The sequence below is a fragment of the Streptomyces sp. NPDC091289 genome (genome assembly GCF_044757365.1).
Lineage (GTDB): Bacteria > Actinomycetota > Actinomycetes > Streptomycetales > Streptomycetaceae > Streptomyces.
In genome coordinates this window covers 83,022-103,613 of record NZ_JBIVUT010000026.1, presented here as the reverse complement: position 1 = coordinate 103,613, position 20,592 = coordinate 83,022, and the positions used below count along the sequence as shown (strand labels likewise).

At 73.6% G+C, this 20,592-nt stretch carries 18 protein-coding genes; 9 read left to right on the top strand and 9 right to left on the bottom strand.

Annotation, left to right across the window (positions count from 1 at the left end; all coding sequences use genetic code 11):
* Positions 1–22: 22 nt before the first annotated feature.
* Positions 23–175: a hypothetical protein gene (locus ACIQPT_RS30335; protein WP_007446805.1), complete on the bottom strand. Its 153-nt coding sequence runs from the start codon at positions 173–175 to the stop codon at positions 23–25.
* 208 nt (positions 176–383) lie between these two features.
* On the opposite strand from ACIQPT_RS30335, the gene ACIQPT_RS30330 reads away from it, so the two are divergent.
* Positions 384–1,295, top strand: coding sequence for an NYN domain-containing protein (locus ACIQPT_RS30330; RefSeq protein ID WP_401160469.1), 912 nt, complete (start codon positions 384–386; stop codon positions 1,293–1,295).
* A 22-nt stretch (positions 1,296–1,317) separates the two neighbouring features.
* On the opposite strand, the gene ACIQPT_RS30325 is transcribed toward ACIQPT_RS30330, so the two are convergent.
* A complete protein-coding gene (locus ACIQPT_RS30325) occupies positions 1,318–2,178 on the bottom strand; it encodes an alpha/beta fold hydrolase (RefSeq protein ID WP_401160467.1) in 861 nt (286 codons plus the stop codon).
* A 137-nt stretch (positions 2,179–2,315) separates the two neighbouring features.
* On the bottom strand, positions 2,316–4,541 hold the full coding sequence (locus ACIQPT_RS30320; RefSeq protein WP_401160465.1) for a DEAD/DEAH box helicase: 2,226 nt from the start codon (positions 4,539–4,541) through the stop codon (positions 2,316–2,318).
* Between the two features lie 451 nt (positions 4,542–4,992).
* Between ACIQPT_RS30320 and ACIQPT_RS30315 the strand changes: the two genes are divergently transcribed.
* Positions 4,993–5,739, top strand: coding sequence for a ferritin-like fold-containing protein (locus tag ACIQPT_RS30315; RefSeq protein ID WP_401160464.1), 747 nt, complete (start codon positions 4,993–4,995; stop codon positions 5,737–5,739).
* Between the two features lie 25 nt (positions 5,740–5,764).
* Here the strand turns inward: ACIQPT_RS30315 and ACIQPT_RS30310 are convergent, their stop codons facing one another.
* The 4 genes from ACIQPT_RS30310 to ACIQPT_RS30295 form a co-directional block, all read right to left on the bottom strand.
* Positions 5,765–6,040, bottom strand: coding sequence for a hypothetical protein (locus tag ACIQPT_RS30310; protein WP_401160462.1), 276 nt, complete (start codon positions 6,038–6,040; stop codon positions 5,765–5,767).
* A 244-nt stretch (positions 6,041–6,284) separates the two neighbouring features.
* Positions 6,285–6,512, bottom strand: a complete 228-nt coding sequence (locus tag ACIQPT_RS30305) for a DUF3107 domain-containing protein (RefSeq protein ID WP_030580428.1) — start codon at positions 6,510–6,512, stop codon at positions 6,285–6,287.
* A gap of 140 nt (positions 6,513–6,652) precedes the next feature.
* Positions 6,653–7,294, bottom strand: a complete 642-nt coding sequence (locus ACIQPT_RS30300) for a TetR/AcrR family transcriptional regulator (RefSeq protein WP_010061601.1) — start codon at positions 7,292–7,294, stop codon at positions 6,653–6,655.
* Between the two features lie 167 nt (positions 7,295–7,461).
* A complete protein-coding gene (locus tag ACIQPT_RS30295; protein WP_401160460.1) occupies positions 7,462–7,677 on the bottom strand; it encodes a hypothetical protein in 216 nt (71 codons plus the stop codon).
* Positions 7,678–7,790: 113 nt separating this feature from the next.
* On the opposite strand from ACIQPT_RS30295, the gene ACIQPT_RS30290 reads away from it, so the two are divergent.
* The 7 genes from ACIQPT_RS30290 to moeZ all read left to right on the top strand — a co-directional run bounded on the left by ACIQPT_RS30290 (position 7,791) and on the right by moeZ (position 17,102).
* Positions 7,791–8,756, top strand: a complete 966-nt coding sequence (locus ACIQPT_RS30290; RefSeq protein ID WP_401160459.1) for an alpha/beta fold hydrolase — start codon at positions 7,791–7,793, stop codon at positions 8,754–8,756.
* Between the two features lie 8 nt (positions 8,757–8,764).
* Positions 8,765–10,210 (top strand): DUF3152 domain-containing protein, encoded by a 1,446-nt coding sequence (locus ACIQPT_RS30285; protein WP_401160457.1) that lies wholly within the window; start codon positions 8,765–8,767, stop codon positions 10,208–10,210.
* 487 nt (positions 10,211–10,697) lie between these two features.
* The gene (locus ACIQPT_RS30280) at positions 10,698–12,599 is read left to right on the top strand and encodes a DUF3492 domain-containing protein (protein ID WP_401160455.1); all 1,902 of its coding nucleotides are present in this window, start codon (positions 10,698–10,700) and stop codon (positions 12,597–12,599) included.
* A gap of 82 nt (positions 12,600–12,681) precedes the next feature.
* Positions 12,682–13,872: a hypothetical protein gene (locus tag ACIQPT_RS30275; protein ID WP_401160453.1), complete on the top strand. Its 1,191-nt coding sequence runs from the start codon at positions 12,682–12,684 to the stop codon at positions 13,870–13,872.
* A 183-nt stretch (positions 13,873–14,055) separates the two neighbouring features.
* Entirely contained in the window at positions 14,056–15,021 is a 966-nt protein-coding gene (locus ACIQPT_RS30270) for an NAD(P)-dependent oxidoreductase (protein WP_030580443.1), read from the top strand.
* The gene (locus ACIQPT_RS30265) at positions 15,009–15,824 is read left to right on the top strand and encodes a spherulation-specific family 4 protein (protein WP_401160451.1); all 816 of its coding nucleotides are present in this window, start codon (positions 15,009–15,011) and stop codon (positions 15,822–15,824) included. Before ACIQPT_RS30270 ends, ACIQPT_RS30265 begins: the two co-directional genes overlap by 13 nt.
* Before the next feature lie 99 nt (positions 15,825–15,923).
* A complete protein-coding gene (gene moeZ, locus ACIQPT_RS30260) occupies positions 15,924–17,102 on the top strand; it encodes an adenylyltransferase/sulfurtransferase MoeZ (RefSeq protein ID WP_383267521.1) in 1,179 nt (392 codons plus the stop codon).
* Positions 17,103–17,172: 70 nt separating this feature from the next.
* Here the strand turns inward: moeZ and ACIQPT_RS30255 are convergent, their stop codons facing one another.
* Both ACIQPT_RS30255 and ACIQPT_RS30250 read right to left on the bottom strand, forming a co-directional pair.
* Positions 17,173–18,774 (bottom strand): alpha/beta hydrolase, encoded by a 1,602-nt coding sequence (locus ACIQPT_RS30255; RefSeq protein WP_401160449.1) that lies wholly within the window; start codon positions 18,772–18,774, stop codon positions 17,173–17,175.
* Positions 18,775–18,883: 109 nt separating this feature from the next.
* Positions 18,884–20,476, bottom strand: coding sequence for an alpha/beta hydrolase (locus ACIQPT_RS30250; protein ID WP_401160448.1), 1,593 nt, complete (start codon positions 20,474–20,476; stop codon positions 18,884–18,886).
* Positions 20,477–20,592: the final 116 nt, after the last annotated feature.

Genomic DNA, 20,592 nt, shown 5'->3' with positions numbered 1-20,592 from the left:
TTCGTCTTCACAACGTCAGGTGTTACGAGGCCGAACTGTCGGCCGGCCGGATGTAGATGCGCTGGCCCATCGCTGCGGCCTGCTGCACGATCCGGTTGACGGAGGCGGCGTCCACGACGGTGCTGTCCACGGCGGTACCGTCGACGTCGTCGAGTCGCATGATCTCGAAGCGCACAGGGCTTCCCTTCGTCTGATCCTCCTGCTGGAGAACTACTGGCGCCGGTGGGGCGTCCCACCGGCAAGACTGGGGAACGCGAGGTTTCCCTCGCGTTCCACGTGGGTGATAACGAGTTGCCCCCTGCAAACATTCCCTACGCTAAGGAAATTTTTTGGATGTCTAAGTACCCGTCGGTAGTCACACCACCACAGACCATGAGGTCCGCGTGAACGAGGCGGACTCACAGATCATCGGCGGAGCCGGCCTCGCCGCCCGCCTGGACCGCACCAACGAGCTGCTCCAGCGCATGCTCATCGAGGTCTCCAAGACCCCGTCGACGCATGCCATCTTCGTGGACGCCGGCTATGTGTACGCCGCGGCCGGGCTGCTCGTCACCGGTACCGAGGACCGGCGCTCCTTCGACCTCGACGCCGAAGGGCTGATCGAGGCCTTCATCGACAAGGCCCGCACGATCTTCGCGGACAGCAGGCTGCTGCGGGTCTACTGGTACGACGGGGCCCGCCGCCGCATCCACACCACCGAGCAGCAGGCCATCGCCGAACTCCCCGACGTCAAGGTGCGGCTCGGCAACCTCAACGCCAACAACCAGCAGAAGGGCGTCGACTCGCTCATCCGCACCGACCTCGAATCCCTCGCCCGGCACCGCGCCATCAGCGACGCGGCGCTCGTCGGCGGCGACGAGGACCTGGTCTCGGCGGTCGAGGCGGCCCAGGGCTACGGGGCCCGTGTGCACCTCTGGGGCATCGAGGCCGGTGAAGGCCGCAACCAGGCCGAACCGCTGCTGTGGGAGGTCGACAGTCAGCGCACCTTCGAGCTCGACTTCTGCCGCCCCTACGTCACCCGGCGGCCCGTCACCACGTACGAGGACGACTCCCCGGCCCCCTCCCGGGAGGACGTCCGCTTCGTCGGCGCACAGATCGCGGCCGCCTGGCTCGCCGCCCGGGGCCGGGAATCCCTCGCCGACCTGCTGCCGGGCCATCCCTATCTGCCGGGCTCCGTCGACCAGGACCTGCTGGTGGAGGCGGAACGCCTGCTCCAGCACTCGCTGCGCGGCCACGCGCACCTGCGGCGGGCGCTCCGCGACGGCTTCTGGCAGCACCTGCAGTCGCAGTACTGACGGACCGGCCGCCGACGGCGCGTCAGACGGTCCGCAGGCCGTCCCAGAACGCGGCCAGCGCCTCGGCGGTCTCCTGCGGGCGGGCGGTGTTGGGGGAGTGCTCGGCGCCGGCGATCGTGGTGCGGCGGGCGCCGAGACGCCGCGCCATGGAGTCGAACCGCTCCACCGGCCAGACGTCGTCGCGCTCCCCGGACAGGACGTGGACGGGCAGCCCGACGGCGGCCAGCTCGTCCACCCGGTCCGGTTCGGCGGCCAGCTGGGCCCCGGTGGCGATCAACTGGGCCGGGTTATGGGCGAGCCAGCGCCGGCGCATGTCCGCACCGTCGCCGGTGTCCGCGTCCTGCGGCGGGTCCAGTGCCTGCATCGCCTGCCACACCTCGTCCATGGACAGCACGGCCAGCGCGTCGCTCAGCATCTTCACCTTGTCCCGCTGGGCCGCGACGACCTCGGCGGGGCCCGAGGACATCAGCGTCAGCGAGCGGAACGGGGTGGCGTCCAGCAGGACGGCGGCGCGGGCGATCTGGCCGCCGAGCGAGTGCCCGAGCAGATGCAGCTCCCCGTCGCCGACATCGTCCAGAGCCGCTGCCTGCGCCAGCACATCACGCGCCAACTCCCCCTGTGCGTAAGACTCCTGACGGTCCGTCCCCTGCGACTCGTACTGCCCCCGGCCGTCCACGGCGACCACCCGATAGCCCGCCGCGCACAGCGGTTCCAGCAGGGCGATGAAGTCCTCCTTGCTGCCGGTGTATCCGGGCAGCAGCAGGGCGGTGGCCCGGGCCGGGGTACGCGGTACGGCGTCGAGGACGGCGAAGTCGCCGCGCTCGGTACGCAGGACGCGGGAGGTGGCACAGGGCGGCGGGGCGAAGGTGGGCGGGCGGCTCATACGGCGAGGCTATCCCCGCCGCCCCTGTCCCGACGTCACCGGGCGACCCTCCCAGCAACATCGGGCATACGGAAACGGCCCCGGCCCCCGCGAGTGCGGGGGCCGGGGCCGTTCGTGCTGCGGTGTCGCCGGGAGCGTCAGCTCTCGGTCGTCGTCGCCGACGCCTTGCCCGCCGGGCGGGTGGCGCGACGGCGGCGCGGCTTCGTCTCGGCGGCGGCCTCGCTCACCACGGCCTCGGCCTCGGAGACCACGGCGGCCTCCTGGGCGGTGGTCGAGGTGACGGCGCGCGTGGCGCGGCGGCGACGCGGCTTGGCCTCCGCCTCGGCGGCGGCCGGAGCCTCCGGCGCGGCGGCCTCGACGGGGGCCGCGGCCTTCGCCCTCGACGCCCTCTTGGGCTTCGTCTCCGCCTTGGGCGTCGACTCGGCCTCCGTACCGGCTTCGGCCTTCGCCTTGGCCGCTGCCCTGGGCTTCGACTCAGCCTTCGGCCGGCTCGTGGCACGGGCCGGACGACGACGCGTCTTCGTCTCGGGCTCCGGCTCGGCGGCCGGGGCGATCTGGAAGTCGACCTCGTCGGCCGGCTTCACGATCCGGGTGCGGCGGCGCGGCTTGACGGCCTTCGGCTCGGCGACCGGCTCCGCGACGCCCGCGGCGACGGCCACGGTCTGGAACTCGGCCGGGGCCGGCGCGGCCGGTGCGGCGGCGACGGGCGCAGCCGTCTCCTCGGCCACCGGCTTCACCGCGGCGCGGCTGCGACGACGACGCGGCTTGGTCTCCGCCACGGCCGCCACGGTCTCCGCGACCGGCTCGGCCATGGGTGCGGCCTCGACCACGGGAGCGGCCTCGGCCACCGGGGCGGGAACCACCGGGGCCTCGGCGACCGCCACGGCCGCCTCGGCGACGGCCTCGGTGGCGCTGACACGCGTACGGCGGCGACGGCGCGGCGTACGCGGCGCGTCGGGGGCCTCGTCACCGGCCGAAGTGACCGGAGCGACCGGGGCAGCCTCCTTGGCGGGGGCGGGCACCGTCGCGGCGCCCTCCTCCGCGGCGGAACCGCCACGGGTGCGGCGGCGCTGACGCGGCGTCCGGGTGCGCGGCTCGCGCTCCTCACGGGCGGGGGCCGGGGCGGCGGCCTTGCGGCCGCGGCCGCCGGTCTCGCCGAGGTCCTCGACCTCCTCCGCGCGCAGACCGGCACGGGTCCGCTCGGCGCGCGGCAGCACACCCTTGGTGCCCGCCGGGATGCCGAGCTCCTCGAAGAGGTGCGGCGAGGTGGAGTACGTCTCCGGCGGGTCCGGGAACTTCAGATCCAGGGCCTTGTTGATCAGCTGCCAGCGCGGGATGTCGTCCCAGTCGACCAGCGTGATCGCGATGCCCTTGGCGCCCGCGCGGCCGGTGCGGCCGATGCGGTGGAGGTAGGTCTTCTCGTCCTCCGGCGACTGGTAGTTGACGACGTGAGTCACACCCTCGACGTCGATACCGCGCGCGGCGACGTCGGTGCAGACCAGGACGTCGACCTTGCCGTTGCGGAAGGCGCGCAGCGCCTGCTCGCGGGCGCCCTGGCCGAGGTCGCCGTGGACCGCGCCGGAGGCGAAACCGCGCTTCTCCAGCTGCTCGGCGATGTCGGCTGCGGTGCGCTTGGTCCGGCAGAAGATCATCGCGAGCCCGCGGCCGTTGGCCTGGAGGATGCGGGAGAGCATCTCCGGCTTGTCCATGTTGTGGGCGCGGTAGACGTGCTGGACCGTGTTCTTGACGGTCGTGCCCTCGTCGTCGGGCGACGTGGCGTTGATGTGCGTCGGCTGCGACATGTAGCGGCGCGCGAGGCTGATGACGGCACCGGGCATGGTGGCCGAGAACAGCATGGTCTGGCGCTTGGGCGGCAGCATCGTGATGATGCGCTCGACGTCGGGCAGGAAGCCCAGGTCCAGCATCTCGTCGGCCTCGTCGAGGACGAGCCCGCGGATGTGGGAGAGGTCGAGCTTGCGCTGGCCCGCCAGGTCCAGGAGACGGCCCGGGGTGCCGACGATCACGTCGACGCCCTTCTTGAGGGCCTCGACCTGGGGCTCGTACGCCCGGCCGCCGTAGATCGCGAGAACGCGGACGTTCCGGACCTTGCCGGCCGTGAGCAGGTCGTTGGTGACCTGCTGGCACAGCTCGCGGGTGGGGACGACGACGAGCGCCTGCGGCGCGTCGGTCAGCTGCTCGGGCGTGGCGCGGCCCGCCTCGACGTCGGCGGGGACGGTCACGCGCTCCAGGAGCGGAAGACCGAAGCCGAGCGTCTTGCCGGTGCCGGTCTTGGCCTGGCCGATGACGTCGGAGCCGGAGAGGGCTACGGGGAGCGTCAGCTCCTGGATGGGGAAGGGGGACATGATGCCGACTGCCTCGAGGGCTTCGGCCGTCTCGGAAAGAATACCGAGGTCGCGGAACGTAGTCAGGGTGCTGCCTCTTCTGTGAGACGCGGTCCGAGGCGAACGCTGGGGGTCGTACCGTGCCGGGGTTGGTCATCCGGCCGTGGATGGGCCGGGTGGCGCGGGACCACTGCCGTCGCTCGAGCGCTCGTGCCGCTGAGGGGGCCCCTCATCTGCAGTCGTACGTGTCGTACGCACCGCGTGGAGGGCTGTCGGTTCGGAGCCGATCGGGCCACCGACCGGGCATCCTCATTCAAAGGGCGCGCCTCTGGCACAGCACAGTGCTCAGTAGGCGCATTACCACTGTACCCCGGATTCGCGCATGTGTGTTGGACGAATTCATCGGAACGGTATGAGGTCCCGGGCTGACCAGGCCCTTCCGCCCTGTGAGGAGCGGGCTATCGTTCGGTTCATGGAGACGCCTGACCACGCCACTGAGACCCCCGCCGAAGCCACCGGAGCCACCGGGATCGCCGCCCAGGACTGGGCCACCGCGGCCGCCGACCCGCAGTACCGCGCCGCGGTCGTGGACCTGCTCGGCGCCCTCGCCTACGGAGAGCTGGCGGCCTTCGAGCGGCTGGCCGAGGACGCGAAGCTCGCGCCGACCCTCGGGGACAAGGCGGAGCTGGCGAAGATGGCCGCCGCCGAGTTCCACCACTTCGAGCAGCTGAACCAGCGGCTCACCGCCGTGGACGAGGACCCGACCGCGGCGATGGAGCCGTTCGCCAAGGCGCTCGACGACTTCCACCGCCAGACGGCGCCGTCCGACTGGCTGGAGGGCCTGGTCAAGGCGTACGTCGGTGACTCGATCGCGAGCGACTTCTACCGCGAGGTCGCGGCCCGGCTGGACACCGACACCCGGTCCCTGGTCCTGTCCGTGCTCGACGACACGGGCCACGGGAACTTCGCCGTGGAGAAGGTGCGCGCCGCGATCGAGGCCGACCCGCGGCTCGGCGGGCGGCTCGCGCTGTGGGCGCGCCGGCTGATGGGCGAGGCGCTGTCGCAGGCCCAGCGGGTGGTCGCCGACCGCGACGCCCTCTCGACCATGCTGGTGGGCGGCGTCGCGGACGGCTTCGACCTGGCCGAGGTGGGCCGGATGTTCTCCCGGATCACCGAGGCCCACACCAAGCGGATGGCCGCCCTGGGGCTGGCCGCGTAACACCGCGCCGCCGCCCGGTGCCGTGCTACTGGGCCGCCGCCGCCGACCGGCCGAGGCGGCGGCCGGGTGGACGGATCAGGAGCGACAGCGTCACCGCCCCGACGGACACGGCTCCGATCAGCGTCGCCAGGACATGGCCCGGGCCCAGCGCGGCATGCGTCAGATACGCGCCGAACAGGGCGCCCAGGGAGCCGGTGAGATAAACCGCACGGCCGGACGGCAGGCGGTCGGCCAGTGATCGGATCGCCGCCCAGGACAGGGCGAGTCCGAGCACGGCGGCGCCGAAGGATTCCCAGATCACAGAGGATCACCTCGCGGGGGTGTGCGGGGCGGGCAAATCGGTCGTAGGCGGTACTACCCCCCGCCTGCGGAGAACAACCCTCCGGCGGCCCGCTCCGACCCGTACGGGATCCGGCGCCCGTCCACCACTTCACGCCGCACCCGTCCACTTCACGCCGCGGGGCCCGGCCCCGTACACAACGCAGGAGCGGCCCTGCGGGGAAAAACCCCGCCGGGCCGCTCCTGTGCTCAACGCGTCCGGTGGACTACAGCGTCCCGAACCCCACCCGCCGGGTGGTCGGCTCACCGATCTCCACATACGCGATCCGGTCGGCCGGCACCAGAACCTTGCGGCCCTTTTCGTCCGTGAGGCTGAGCAGCTCCGCCTTGCCGCCCAGTGCCGCGGCGACCGCGCTCTCGACGTCCTCGGCGGAAAGCCCGCTCTCCAGAACGATCTCGCGGGGCGTGTGCTGTACCCCGATCTTGACCTCCACGGCTATGTCCCTCCGACGGTCAGTCCTTGCGCGGCGAACCGCGCCGTACGCAGCCACATTAGCCCGGCGGGAGCGGCGCTCAGGGCCCGACCGGCAACGCCCGCAGCGAACACGGCCCCACACGTCCCGTCACGGAGGGCTCAGTGCTGCTCGACGCCGTGCAGCGGGAAGCCCGCGATGCCCCGCCAGGCCAGCGACGTGAGGAGCTGCACGGCGGTGTCGCGGGGGATGGCGGACCGGCTGGAGAGCCAGTAGCGCGCCACCACCTGGGAGACGCCGCCGAGCCCCACCGCCAGCAGCATGGACTCGTCCTTGGACAGGCCCGTGTCCCCGGCGATCACGTCGGAGATGGCCTCGGCGCACTGGAGGGACACCCGGTCGACCCGCTCGCGCACGGCGGGCTCGTTGGTCAGGTCGGACTCGAAGACCAGCCGGAAGGCGCCGCCCTCGTCCTCCACGTACGCGAAGTAGGCGTCCATCGTCGCCTCGACGCGCAGCTTGTTGTCCGTCGTCGAGGCCAGCGCCGTGCGCACGGCCTGGAGCAGCGACTCGCAGTGCTGGTCGAGAAGGGCCAGGTAGAGCTCCAGCTTTCCGGGGAAGTGCTGGTAGAGCACCGGCTTGCTGACCCCGGCCCGCTCGGCGATGTCGTCCATCGCTGCGGAGTGGTAGCCCTGCGCGACGAAGACCTCCTGTGCGGCGCCCAGCAGCTGATTGCGTCGGGCGCGGCGGGGCAGCCGTGTGCCCCGCGGGCGCGCCGCCTCTGTCTGCTCGATGGCTGTCACGCCGCCTCCCAAATATGTGTTCCAGCACAGCCGGTCCGTGCACGCTGCGCCGTACAGCCATCGTACTTTTGGGTAACCGTGGCGTGCGCGGCGCGGACGCAGAATTTCACGGACCGGACGGCTGTGGAAGCCACAGTTCTTCCTGGTCGCGAGCAAACCGGGGCGTATTACCGGTAATCGTCCTCATCCAAGGGAATCACCCGGCGCTGTTCCGCCACATCGGCCTCATTGGCGGTGGCCGGGTCGACGTTCTCCGCCCGATCGTCGTCCTCGGGCCGGATGTCCGCCCGCTGCTCGGCGGCGTCCGCCTCGGGGGCCTCGGGCCCCGTCTCCTCCGGTCCGTCGTTCTCGAAGGTGTCCGGGTCGCTCGGGTCGACCGTCATGGTGCAGCTCCCTTCCTTCCCCTGAAGCGTAGGAGCTACCCGTCCGCCCCGCGATGCGGCCTGTGATGGCGAACACATGAATGAGTGCGTGATCGTCTCGTAACATTGCCCGCATGTCTTCGACCGAGCTGCCGGGTGTCCGGGCCGCCGCTGCCGCGGTGGCCCCCACGGTCAGTGCCGTCCGGGTCGCCGACGGCGAACGGCTGCGCTCCGTGTCATTGCCGGGGATCGGCCTGAACGTCCGCTGCCGGCCGGGCGACCGGACCGGACTGCCCCCCGCGCTGTATGTGCATGGGCTCGGCGGATCGTCGCAGAACTGGTCCGCGCTGATGCCGCTGCTGTCCGACCTGGTCGACGGCGAGGCGGTCGACCTGCCCGGATTCGGGGACTCGCCGCCGCCGGACGACGGTAATTACTCGGTGACCGGACACGCCCGTGCGGTGATCCGGCTGCTGGACGCGGAGGAGCGGGGGCCCGTTCACCTGTTCGGCAATTCCCTGGGCGGCGCGGTCGCCACCCGGGTCGCCGCCGTCCGCCCCGACCTGGTGCGCACCCTCACCCTGATCTCGCCCGCACTGCCGGAGTGGCGGGTGCAGCGGCCCGCCGTCCCGACCGGCCTTCTCGCGGTGCCGGGGGTCGCTTCCCTGTTCGCCCGGCTCACGAAGGACTGGACGGCGGAGCAGCGGACGCGCGGAGTCATGGCACTCTGTTACGGCGATCCGGCACGGATCTCCGACGAAGCCTTCCGCCACGCGGTGGCCGAGATGGAGCGACGGCTGGAGCTGCCGTACTTCTGGGACGCGATGACGCGTTCGGCCCGGGGCATCGTCGACGCGTACACCCTGGGCGGCCAGCACGGACTGTGGCGCCAGGCCGAGCGGGTGCTCGCACCGACCCAGCTCGTGTACGGCGGACGGGACCGGCTCGTCTCGTACCGGATGGCACGCAGGGCGTCCGTGGCCTTCCGCGACGCCCGGCTGCTGACCCTGCCCGACGCGGGGCACGTGGCGATGATGGAGTACCCGGAGGCGGTCGCCCAGGCGTTCCGGGAACTGCTGGACGATAGCGGCGGGAGCTGATCCGGGGCGTGGGACGACACAGTCGAAAGGGCTCCGGCGCGATCCGCCCGGACGCGGCGGCGGAACCGGGCGGCGAACGCGCCGCGGCGAGGCCCGCGTCCGGCGGCGGCCGGCGCAGGCGGACCGGGCCCGCGCCGACCGGTGACGGGCGCGGCCCGTTCTCCCCCGACGCACCGCAGGTGCGCGGCGGCCACCCCGAACAGCGTGAGCAGGGCGGCGGCTGGGGGACCGGACCCGTGCCCCGTTACGACCAGGGGTACGGCGCACCCGCACCCCACAGCGCCCCTCAGCCGTATCCGCCCCACCAGTACCCCGGTCCGGGCGGCCGCCCCGCCGACGCCCGGCCGTATGCCGCCGGGCCGGGCGGACCCGCCGGGCCCCAGGACACCGCCGCCCGGCAGCAGGCCGTGGCCCGTCAGGTGTCCGCCCAGCGCGCGGCCCAGCGCGCCGCGGACGGCCGGGCGGCCCAGCAGCCGACGTTCGACGGCCCCCCGGTGCCGGGCCCGCGCCGGGAGTTCGTGGACGCCTTCGGCGCCGAGGCCCCGGAAGCCGCCCCCGTCGCGCTGCCGGCCGGGCCCTCCGACGGCGCGGACGACGCCGAGGCCGGTGAGCCGGACGAACGCCCCGCGCCCCGGGGCTCCAAGGGCCGGACGTTCACCGGGATCGCCGCCGCCGCGGTGACCACCGTGCTCGCGGTCGTGGTGGCCGGACAGGTCGCCGAGGACTCCGGTGACCGTGCCGCCGCCGCGCGCGCCGCCGAGGTGGAGCGGCAGGGCCCGGGCGAGGAGGCCTCCCGCTCCGATGCCCGCCCGACCCCGCAGCAGCCCTCGGCCGAGCCCGAGGTCAAACCTCTCTCGTACGCGGACAGGATGGCGCGGCCGTATCCGCTCGCCGCGGACCTGAAGGCGAGCGGCACGTTCGAGGCGGTGCCCGGGCTGGCGAAGGCCCCCGGGAAGGGGCAGAAGCACCGCTACCGGATCGATGTCGAGAAGGGCCTCGGCCTCGACGCCGGCCTGTTCGCCGAAGCCGTGCAGAAGACCCTCAACGACGACCGGAGCTGGGCGCACAACGGCGCGATGACCTTCGAGCGCATCTCGTCGGGGACCCCGGACTTCGTGATCACGCTCGCCAGCCCCGGGACCACCGGCGACTGGTGCGCCAAGTCCGGTCTGGACACCACGATCGACAATGTCTCCTGCGATTCCGCCGCGACGAACCGCGTCATGATCAACGCCTATCGCTGGGCGCAGGGCGCCGCCACCTTCGGCCCGGACCAACTGCTGCCCTACCGTCAGATGCTCATCAACCACGAGGTCGGCCACCGTCTCGGCCACAACCACGTGAGCTGCCGCACCCCCGGCGCCCTGGCTCCGGTCATGCAGCAGCAGACCAAGACGCTTGAGCTGGAAGGCATCAAGTGCAAGGCCAACCCCTGGGTGCACCCCACCGGTTGATCTTCACCGGATGACCCCGCTCGGCCCCGCTCGGCCCCTTCGTGCGCCGGCCCGCAAGGGGCTGGCCCGGGCCTGACGCTCCGTAACAACCGACCGCTGTATCGCGACGGAACGCGACCGGGGCGGGAAAGTTACGACGGTTCACCCCTTTCGGTGGTGGGGGGGGCCACCCCCCCGCCCCCCCCCCCCCGGGGCCGCGGCGGGGGGGGCCCCGCGCGGGGGGGGGGGGGGGGGGGGGGGCCCCCCCGGGGGCGGGGGGGGGCGGGCCGGGGGGGGGGGGGGGGCGCCCGGCCCCCCCCCCCCCCCCCCCCCCCCCCCGGCCCCGCCCCCCCCGCGCCGGGGGGGCCCCCGGCGGGGGGGCCCCCCCGGGGGGGGGGCCCCCCCCCCCCCCCCCCCCCCCCACCACCGGCGTATCCGCTTACGGTCGTCCCGCTGCGAGTCGCCGTTTCAACGGCGGCCGCCCACAAGGGAGATCGGGGGTGTACTCGTGCGGATCGGACTGCTCACCGACGGTGGTTATCCGTATGCGACCGGTGAGTCCAGACTCTGGTGCGACCGACTGGTGCGCGGGCTGCCGCAGCACGAGTTCGACCTGTTCGCCCTGAGCCGCTCCGCCCACCAGGAGGACCAGGGCTGGGTCCGGCTGCCCCACCAGGTCAGCCGGGTGCGCACCGCGCCGCTGTGGACCCCCGAGGACGGCACCCTGCGCGGCAGCGGCGAACGCGGCCTGCTGGCCCGGCTGGTGACCGGCGGCGAACAGTCCTACGGGCGGCGCGAGCGCAGACGCTTCTCCGCGTGCCTCACCGCCCTGGCCACCGCGATCTGCACCCCCGACGAGGCCGGTACGGAAGCGGGCACGGGCCCCGGCGCCGAGCTCTTCGCCGAAGGGCTCTACGGCCTCGCCGAGCTCGCCCGCGAATGCGGCGGACTCCACCTCGCCCTGCGCTCCGAGACGACCGTACGGATCCTGGAGGCCGCCTGCCGCGCCCACGGCACCGGCCGCACCGTGCAGAGCGCCACCGTCCCCGACCACCTCGCCTTCGCCGCCGAGCTGGAACGCGCGCTGCGCCCGCTCTCGCTGGACTGGTACGACCAGGAGAGCCTCGGCGCGGTCGACCTCTGCCACGCGGCCTCCGGCGGGGCGGCCGCCCTCCCGGGACTCCTGGCCAAACGCTTCTTCGGGGTGCCGCTGCTGGTCACCGAGCACGGTGTTCCGCTGCGCGCGCACTTCCTGGCCGCCTCCGACGCCCCCACCCCGTACGGCGCCCCGGTGCGCGCCCTCCTCGCCGGATTCCACGGCCGCCTCGCCACCGAGGTCTACCGGCAGGCCGCGATCGTCACCCCCGGCAACACCCACGTCCGCCGCTGGCAGCAGCGCTGCGGAGCCGACCCCGCCAAGCAGCGCACGGTCTACCCGGGCATGGCCGCCGAGCGCTTCGGCCCGGTCGGGGAGGACGCCGAACGCTTCGGCACGGCGGGCGAGGCCGACGGGGCGGGCGGCCCCGACACGCTGGTCTGGGTCGGCCGGATCGAGCCCGCCAAGGACCTGATCGCCCTCCTCCACGCCTTCGCCGAGGTCCGCCGCGCCGAGCCCGGCGCCCGGCTGCGCATCTTCGGCGCCCCGGCCCCGGGCGAGGAGGGGGCCACCCATCTCGCCCACTGCAAGGCCCTGGCCGCCCAGCTCTTCCCGGACGAGGCCACCGGCGCGCACACCGAGGGCGTCAGCCCGGTCACCTTCGAGGAGATCGGCGGCCCCGAGATCCCCGACCTCGCCGAGGCCTACGGCGCGGGCGGCGTGATCGTGCTGTCCAGCGTCGTCGAGGGCTTCCCGGTCAGCCTCGTCGAAGCCATGTTCTGCGGCCGGGCCACCGTCTCCACCGACGTGGGCGCGGTCGTCGAAGTCATCGGCGGCACCGGCCTGGTGGTGCCCCCGCGCAACCCCAAGGCGCTCGCCGACGCCTGCGTCGCGCTGCTGCGCGACCCCGCGCGCCGGGCCCGCCTGGGAGCCGCCGCGCGGGCCCGCGCGCTCGAACTCTTCACCGTCGAACAGAACCTCGCGGCATTTCGCGGCATTTACCTGGAGCTGATGTCGCACACCCCGGTGCGCCGGGAGGCCGACACGGTGGACGCCCACGGCGCCCCCCTGCCCTTCGCCACCCCGCCGGAAGCGCGCCTCCTCGGCCACTGGACCCAGCCCGGGGCGCACCTGCTGCCGCCGCCCGACCCGGATGCGCCGGTGGGCGTCGCCGCCGTGCCGAGCTGGGCCGCCGTGCCCGGGGCCCGGCTGCCGGACCGGCCCGGCGAGCCCGAGCCGCAGCACGCGCGGGAGCCGGAGCCCGAGGGCGTCTGCGCGGTCGCGGCAGGACCGGCGGGGGACGGCGATGCGTGATCACGCGACCTCCGCCCGGCGGGACACGGCGACGCACGTCCACCCGACCCCGACCCCCCTCCACGACCACGGAGACCACCCGATGACCCGTCCGGACGACCCGGCGACCCCCGCTGCCGCCCCGGAACGCCCCGCGTTCGCCGCGGAACGCCCCGCCGAGATCCCGCCCCGCACCACGGCGCGCCGGGCTCCGTCCGGCACCGCCCGGCGGGGCCCGGCCGACCCGGTGAAATCCCTCATGCACCACCACCGCGACCTGTGCGAACGGGCCGTGGACCCCCTGGAGATCGCCGCCGGCCTGGAGGCGCACGGCCTCACCGACCGCACCGCCGCCCGCTACCGCCACCGGGACGTCTTCGCCCTCGCCGAGGAGCTGTACGCCCGCATGCCGCCCCGTACGCGGGAGCCCGTCGGCGGACGCCCGCCCGGCCCCGGTCCCGACACCGAGGCGCGCGCCGCCTGGACGCTGCTCGCCCTGCTCCCCGGGGCCGCCTGCCTGGCGACCGCCGGGGTGCTCCGGGGCACCGAGGGCGTCCTCGGCGACGGGACGCGCGCCCTGATCACCGTCGTCGGCGCCCTCCTGGCCTGCCTGGCGCTCCGGGCGTGCCTGGGCCGCGGGCCCCTGCGCGCCCCCGAAGGAGCGGGCCGCGCCGGGATGTACGGCTGCTGGCTGCTGAGCTACGCGGTGTACGGCGAGGAGCTGCTCGCCCAGGTCATGACCGGCGGTCCGGACGGCCCGTGGGACGGCACCCCCGCCCCGCTGCTCGGCCTCGCCGCCGCCATCGCCCCGGCCGCCTGGTGCGCCCACCTCTTCACCGTCCAGGCCCACCGCAAACTGTCCGGAAGCCGCGCCCTGGAGGAGTTCGGCGCGGGCGTGCGCCCCCTGCTCCTGGCCGCCGTCACCCTTTTCCTCGCCGCGTTGCTGCCCTTGCTGTACCTGGCCGATCTCGGCCTCGGCGGGGGCGGCACACCGGTCGCGGCGGTCGCCCTCGGGGTCCTGTTCTTCGTGGCCCGGCTGCTCGCCGCCCACGGACTGCCCGAGCCGGGCACCGTCGCGCTGGCCGGCGCGTGCGCCGTGGAGGCCGGTGCCCCGGCCCTCGTCCTCGCCTCCCGGCTCCCCGGGCTCGAACCCCTTGCCCGGCCCGTGGACGCCCTCGTCTCGGCAGGCGGGACGGGAGCCGTGTCCGCCCTCGCCTGCGGCGGGGCCGCCCTCGGGCTGCTGCTGCACGCGGCCCTCGCGCTCTCCCGGGCCTCCGCTCACACCCGGACCTGAGGGACCCGAGGACCCGGGCCGCCCCCACCGACGTACCACCGCACCACCGACCCACTCCCGCGGAGCCGACGCCGCGGGCCCCGCCCAGCACCGTACGAACGACTGACTGACCTAGGAGAAACCCGCCATGACCCCCCAATCCCCCGCACCGGCAGCCCGCCGTCGGCACCGAGGCGGTGCGCGATGAGGGTGCTGCTGCTCGGAGCCAACGGATTCCTCGGCCGCTTCGTCGCCGACCGTCTGCTGGCCGACCCCGCCGTCCACCTCACGGCCCTCGGGCGCGGCGACGACGCCGACGTCCGGTTCGACCTCGCGGGCGGCAGCCCCGGGGCGCTCACCCGCTTCCTGGACGCCGTCCACCCCGGCGTCGTCGTCAACTGCGCGGGCGCGACCCGCGGCGGCGCCCGGGACCTCACCCGCCACAACACCGTCGCCGTCGCCACCGTCTGCGAGGCGCTGCGCCGCAGCGGCTGCGGGGCCCGGCTCGTCCAGGTCGGCTGCGCATCGGAGTACGGGCCCTCGCAGCCCGGGTCCTCCACGGCGGAGGACGCGGTGCCGCGCCCCGGCGGCCCGTACGGCGTCAGCAAGCTCGCCGCCACCGAACTGGTCCTCGGCTCCGGCCTCGACGCCGTCGTCCTGCGGGTCTTCTCGCCCGTCGGCCCCGGCACCCCGGCCGGCTCCCCGCTCGGCCGGCTCGCCGAGGCGATGCGCCGGGCCATGCAGTCAGGCGACGGCGAGCTGAAGCTCAGCGGCCTCGGCGTGCAGCGCGACTTCGTCGACGTACGGGACGTGGCGCGGGCCGTCCACGCCGCCTCGCTCTCCGCCGCCCAGGGCGTCGTCAACATCGGCACCGGGCGGGCCGTCCGCCTCCGTGACGCCGCCGCCGTCCTGGCGAGGGTCGCCGGGTACGCGGGCGCACTCCACGAGCTGGACACGCCCCCCGCGCGCCTGCCCATCGGCGCCCCGCGCACCTCCGCCGAGTCCGTGATGGAACACCTCTCGGCCACCCCGTCCCCGTATCCGGACGGCTGCGGGGCCTGGCAGCAGGCCGACGTCCGCACCGCGCGGGACCGGCTGGGCTGGCGGCCCCGGATCAATCTGGAGGAGTCCCTCGCGGACATCTGGATGGAGGCGGCGTGCCGTATCTGACCGCTCCCGCCGACGCCCGCAGGACCGCGGGCGGCGAGCAGCTCGGCTTCGGCGTCCCGGGCTACGCCCACCCGCTGCTGGCCCCCGCCGAATGGGCCGAGCTGGCCCGCCCCGGCACCCCGCTGCACTGGGCCGTCCTCAACATCGCCGAGGGCCCCGGCTCCCGGCCCGATCCGCACTGCCTGGAGGCGGCGGGCCGGCTGCGCAACGCCCGCGAACGCGCCCTGCACGGCGAGGCGCCGGACGACACCGTCCGGGCCTCCGGCGGCCGGCTGCTCGGCCACCTCGACCTGGCCCACGGCGAGCGGCCGTTCGACGAGCTGATCGCGGACGCCCGGTCCTTCATCGACTGGTACCGCATCGGCGGCTTCTACCTCGCCCGCTGCCCCGCCGAGCGGGCCGCCCTGCCCGCCGTCCGCCGTCTCACCGGCACGCTCCACGCCCTGCTCGCGGAGAGCGACAGCGAGGACGGCGGGGGCCGCCTGGTGCTGGGGCACGGCACCCATCCGTATCCCGGGTACGCGGAGGCGGCCGACCAGCTGGTCACCTTCCAGGGCCCCTGGACCGACTACCGCTGGTCCCAGGTGGCCGAGTGGACGGCCGACTATCCACCGGAGCGGTTCGCCCACTTCGTCCACGGGGTCCCGCGCACCCATCTGGAGGAGGCCATGCGCATCGCCCGCTGGCAGGGCGCCGGGACGATCTTCTTCACCGACCGGAGTGGACAAACCGATCCATTCGCGGCGCTGCCCAGGTACTGGGACGAAATCGTCTCGCGGATCGGACCCGGTATCTCGGAATGAGAAGGGGCGTGGCAGTGTTACGGGGAGAACAACCGTACGTAGTCGACCGTAAGAAGCCGGTCTACGTAGAATCCGACCACCTGCATTGTTGAGGTTCCTGTGTCGCTGCCACCCCTGGTCGAGCCAGCTGCTGAGCTCACCGTCGACGAGGTCCGCAGGTACTCCCGCCACCTGATCATCCCGGATGTCGGGATGGACGGACAGAAGCGCCTGAAGAACGCCAAGGTGCTGTGTGTCGGCGCCGGCGGCCTCGGCTCGCCGGCCCTGATGTACCTGGCCGCGGCCGGTGTCGGCACGCTCGGCATCGTGGAGTTCGACGAGGTCGACGAGTCGAACCTGCAGCGCCAGATCATCCACAGCCAGGCCGACATCGGCCGCTCCAAGGCCGAGTCCGCCAAGGACTCGGTGCTGGGCATCAACCCGTACGTCAACGTGGTCCTTCACGAAGAGCGGCTCGAAGCCGAGAACGTGATGGAGATCTTCGCGCAGTACGACCTGATCGTGGACGGCACGGACAACTTCGCCACCCGCTATCTCGTCAACGACGCCGCGGTGCTGCTGAACAAGCCGTACGTGTGGGGCTCGATCTACCGCTTCGACGGCCAGGCCTCCGTGTTCTGGTCCGAGCACGGGCCCTGCTACCGCTGCCTCTACCCGGAGCCCCCGCCGCCGGGCATGGTCCCCTCCTGCGCCGAGGGCGGCGTGCTGGGCGTGCTCTGCGCGTCCGTGGGCTCCATCCAGGTCACCGAGGCCATCAAGCTGCTCGCCGGCGTGGGCGACCCGCTGGTCGGCCGGCTGATGATCTACGACGCCCTGGAGATGCAGTACCGCCAGGTCAAGGTCCGCAAGGACCCCGACTGCGCGGTCTGCGGCGAGAACCCCACCGTCACCGAGCTCATCGACTACGAGGCCTTCTGCGGCGTCGTGTCCGAGGAGGCGCAGGAGGCGGCGCTCGGCGCGACGATCACTCCCAAGCAGCTCAAGGAGTGGATCGACGGCGACGAGAAGATCGAGATCATCGACGTCCGCGAGCCGAACGAGTACGAGATCGTCTCGATCCCCGGCGCGAAGCTGATCCCGAAGAACGAGTTCCTCATGGGCACCGCCCTCCAGGACCTCCCGCAGGACAAGCGCATCGTCCTGCACTGCAAGACGGGCGTCCGCAGCGCCGAGGTCCTCGCGGTCCTCAAGTCGGCGGGCTTCGCCGACGCGGTGCACGTGGGCGGCGGCGTGATCGGCTGGGTCAACCAGATCGAGCCCGAGAAGCCGGTGTACTAGAGCATTTCCGTACGGGAAGGGGCCCGGTCCGCAGCGCGCGGACCGGGCCCCTTCCCGTACGTGCGTCGGGTCACCCGCAGGTCTTCCCGTCCGCCGGGACCTTCCCGTCCAGGAAATAGGCGTCGATCGTCGAGGTCACACAGTCGCTGGAGCCGTAGGCCCCGTGCCCCTCGCCCTTGTTGGTCAGCAGGATGCCGACGCCCTTGCCCAGCTCGTCCGCCATCCGCCGCGCCCCCTCGTACGGGGTCGCCGGGTCGCCGGTCGTCCCGACGACCAGGACCGGCCCCGCGCCCGGCGCACTGGTCTCCGGCGTCTCGTGCTCGCCCTCGACCGGCCACTGAGCGCACCAGCCCGCGGTGTCCCAGGCCAGGAACGGGCCGAAGACCGGTGACAGCTCCCGGAACTCCGGCAGCAGCGCACGGGCCTCGTCCACGGTGGGCCGGGCCCGGGAGTCGGCGCAGGAGATCGCCCGCTGGGAGTGGTTCTGGGTGTCGTAACGGCCCCGCTCGTCACGGCCGTTGTACGAGTCGGCGAGCCGGAGCAGCCCGTTGCCCGTGCCGTTGTTCTCCGCCTCGTCGAGCGCGGCCGTCAGGGCGGGCCAGCTCGACGCGGAGTACAGCGGGGTGACGATGCCGGTGATGGCGAGCGACTCGCTCAGCTCACGCCCCGAGTCGGTCGGCAGCGGGCTCCGGTCGATCCGGTCCAGCAGCCGGGCGATGCGCTCGGAGCCCGCCTTCGGGTCCTGGCCGCGGTCCTTGAGGTAGTTCTCCAGGGCGCGCTGGAAGCCCGTGGTCTGGTTGCGCGCGTGCCCGATGCCGTCGGCCGTCGGGTCGACGACCGCGTCCAGCACGGTGCGTCCCACCTTGTGCGGGAAGAGATGCGCGTACGTCCCGCCCAGCTCCGTACCGTAGGAGAAGCCGAAGTAGGACAGCTTCTCGTCGCCCAGGACCTGGCGGATCAGGTCCAGGTCGCGGGCGGCGTTGCTCGTGCCGACGTGCGGCAGGACCGTGCCCGAGCGGCGTTCGCAGCCGGCGCCGAAGTCCGCGGCGTCCTTGATGAACGCGGCCTCCTCCGCCGCCGTGTCCGGAGTCATGTCGATGTTGCGGTGGGCCTGCTCCTGCTCCTTGTCGGTGCGGCAGCGCACCCCGGAGCTGGCCGCGACCCCGCGCGGATCGAAACTCACCAGGTCGTAGCGGGTGTTGAGCGTCGCGTAGGCATCGGCCGAGCGCGGCAGTATCCCGACGCCGGATCCGCCGGGCCCGCCGAAGTTGAACAGCAGCGAGCCGAGCCGCCGCCCCTTGTCGCGGGCCTCCTTGCGGACCAGCGCGATGGAGAGCGTCTCCCCGGACGGCTCCGCGTAGTCCAGCGGTACGTCCACGTTCGCGCAACGCCACGCGGAACCGGGGGCGTTGCCGCCGCGCGGGGCCGTGCAGCGCTTCCAGTCGAGGCGCTGCGAGGTGAGGTCGGAGGGCAGTTCCGGCGCCTTGGGGGAGTCCTCGATGTGCGTCGGCGTCGGTGTGGGCGCGGCGGAGACGTCGCCGGGGCGGCCGTCGGCCGGCTTGTCGATATCCGGCTCCGAGCTCAACAGCCCACAGCCGGCGAGCAGTCCCGCCGCGAGAAGGGCCGCTCCTGTCCGTAACGCGGCCCGCTGGGCACGCCCGTGCGCACGCATGATCCGGCTTCCCTCCCCGAGGCCCGCCGAAGCCGGTGGCGACGCGTCGGGCGGCTGTGGTGTGCGGACATGCTAACCGCCGTGTGCGGCAGGGGATCCGGGGCCCGGGTCAGCCGCAGACCGTGCCGGACTCGGGCACCTTTCCGTTCAGCAGATAGCCGTCCACCGTCCGTTGCACGCACGCGTCCTTGCTGTTGTACGCCCCGTGTCCCTCGCCCTTGTAGGTGAGCTCGACGCCGACGCCCTTGCCCAGCTTCTCCACCATCGCCTTCGCACCCGCGTACGGGGTCGCCGGGTCGCCGGTGTTGCCGATGACCAGGATCGGGGCGGCGCCCGGGGCGCTGACGTCCGGGGTCTGCCAGGCGCCCGCGACCGGCCAGCCGGTGCAGCTCATCAGCCCCCAGCCCAGATAGTCCCCGAACAGCGGGGACGCCTTGCGGAACGCGGGCAGTGCCGCCTTCGTCTGCTCCAGGGAGAACCGCTGCTTGTTGTCGGCGCAGTTGATGGAGATGTTGGCGGCGTTGGAGTTGTCGTACCGCCCGTCCTCCGAGCGGCCGTTGAGCGAGTCGGCCAGCGCGAGCAGCAGCCCGCCGTTCCCGCCGCCCGCCTCGTCCAGACCTTGCTCCAGCAGCGGCCAGGTCTCCTTGGAGTAGAGCGCGGACGCGATCCCGGTGGTGGCCAGCGTCTGGGTCAGCGTCCGGTCGCCGAGCCCGTCGATGGGCTCCTCCTCCAGCTCGGCCAGCAGATCGGCGATGCCCTGCTCGACCTCCTGCGGGGTGGCCCCGGGCAGCGCGCAGTCGTCGCGCTCCGCGCAGTCCTTCGTGAAGTTGTCCAGGGCGAGCTGGAACCCCTCGGCCTGGCCGAGGGAGGACTGCTCGGCGTCCTTCGTGGGGTCGACCACCGCGTCGAAGACGGCCCGCCCGACCTTGTCCGGGAAGAGGTGGGCGTACACACCGCCCAGTTCGGTGCCGTACGAGATGCCGAAGTAGTGCAGCTTGTCGTCGCCGAGGACCGTGCGCATCAGGTCCATGTCGCGGGCGGCGTTCGTCGTGCCCACGAAGGGGAGTTCGGAGCCGGAGTTCTCCTCGCAGTCCGCGATGAAGTCCTTCTGCCCCTGGACGAACTCCTTCTCCTCGGCCGCGTCGTCCGGGGTGGCGTCCTCCTGGTAGAAGGCGTCCAGCTGGGCGTCGTCCGCGCACTGGACGCCCTCGCTGCGGCCCACCCCGCGCGGGTCGAAGCTCACCAGGTCGTAGCGGGTGCGGAGCGCGTCGTACTCGGTGCCGAACGCGGGCAGCGTCGCGACGCCGGACGCGCCGGGCCCGCCGAAGTTGAACACCAGCGAGCCGATCCGCCGCTTCTGGTCCTTGGCCTTCCCCCGCACCAGCGCCAGCTCGATCGTGCGGCCGTCCGGCTTCGCGTAGTCGAGCGGTACGTCCATGAAGGAGCACTCCCACACCACGCCGCCGGGCAGCGGGGACGGCGACTCGCCGCCGCCCTGGGCCGCGTTCGGCGGCGGACAGGGGGACCACTCCAGCTGCTGCGAGGCCAGGTCCTCGGCGGTGGCGGTCGGCGAGGCGGTCGAGGCCCCGGTGGGTGTCGAGGATCCGTCCCCGTCGCCGTCGTCCGAACAGGCGGCGAGCGGCAGCAGCACGGTGGCGGTGGCGGCGAGGGCGGCGGCGCGCAGGGCGGGGGAAGTCCTCATGCCCCCATCGTGCGGCGGGGCGCCGGGGAGCGCGGCCGGGCGCGGTCCATGCGGGTGGCGGGGGCCCGCCTGCCGCGCCCGGACCTCCGGCGACAGCTCGACCCTGCGGGACGGCC

Excerpts from the sequence above, each read along its gene's own strand:
- ACIQPT_RS30325 (WP_401160467.1), bottom strand. The coding sequence starts at position 2,178 with ATGAGCCGCCCGCCCACCTTCGCCCCGCCGCCCTGTGCCACCTCCCGC.
- ACIQPT_RS30320 (WP_401160465.1), bottom strand. The coding sequence starts at position 4,541 with ATGTCCCCCTTCCCCATCCAGGAGCTGACGCTCCCCGTAGCCCTCTCC.
- ACIQPT_RS30315 (WP_401160464.1), top strand. The coding sequence starts at position 4,993 with ATGGAGACGCCTGACCACGCCACTGAGACCCCCGCCGAAGCCACCGGA.
- ACIQPT_RS30295 (WP_401160460.1), bottom strand. The coding sequence starts at position 7,677 with ATGACGGTCGACCCGAGCGACCCGGACACCTTCGAGAACGACGGACCG.
- ACIQPT_RS30290 (WP_401160459.1), top strand. The coding sequence starts at position 7,791 with ATGTCTTCGACCGAGCTGCCGGGTGTCCGGGCCGCCGCTGCCGCGGTG.
- ACIQPT_RS30275 (WP_401160453.1), top strand. The coding sequence starts at position 12,682 with ATGACCCGTCCGGACGACCCGGCGACCCCCGCTGCCGCCCCGGAACGC.
- ACIQPT_RS30270 (WP_030580443.1), top strand. The coding sequence starts at position 14,056 with ATGAGGGTGCTGCTGCTCGGAGCCAACGGATTCCTCGGCCGCTTCGTC.
- ACIQPT_RS30255 (WP_401160449.1), bottom strand. The coding sequence starts at position 18,774 with ATGCGTGCGCACGGGCGTGCCCAGCGGGCCGCGTTACGGACAGGAGCG.
- ACIQPT_RS30250 (WP_401160448.1), bottom strand. The coding sequence starts at position 20,476 with ATGAGGACTTCCCCCGCCCTGCGCGCCGCCGCCCTCGCCGCCACCGCC.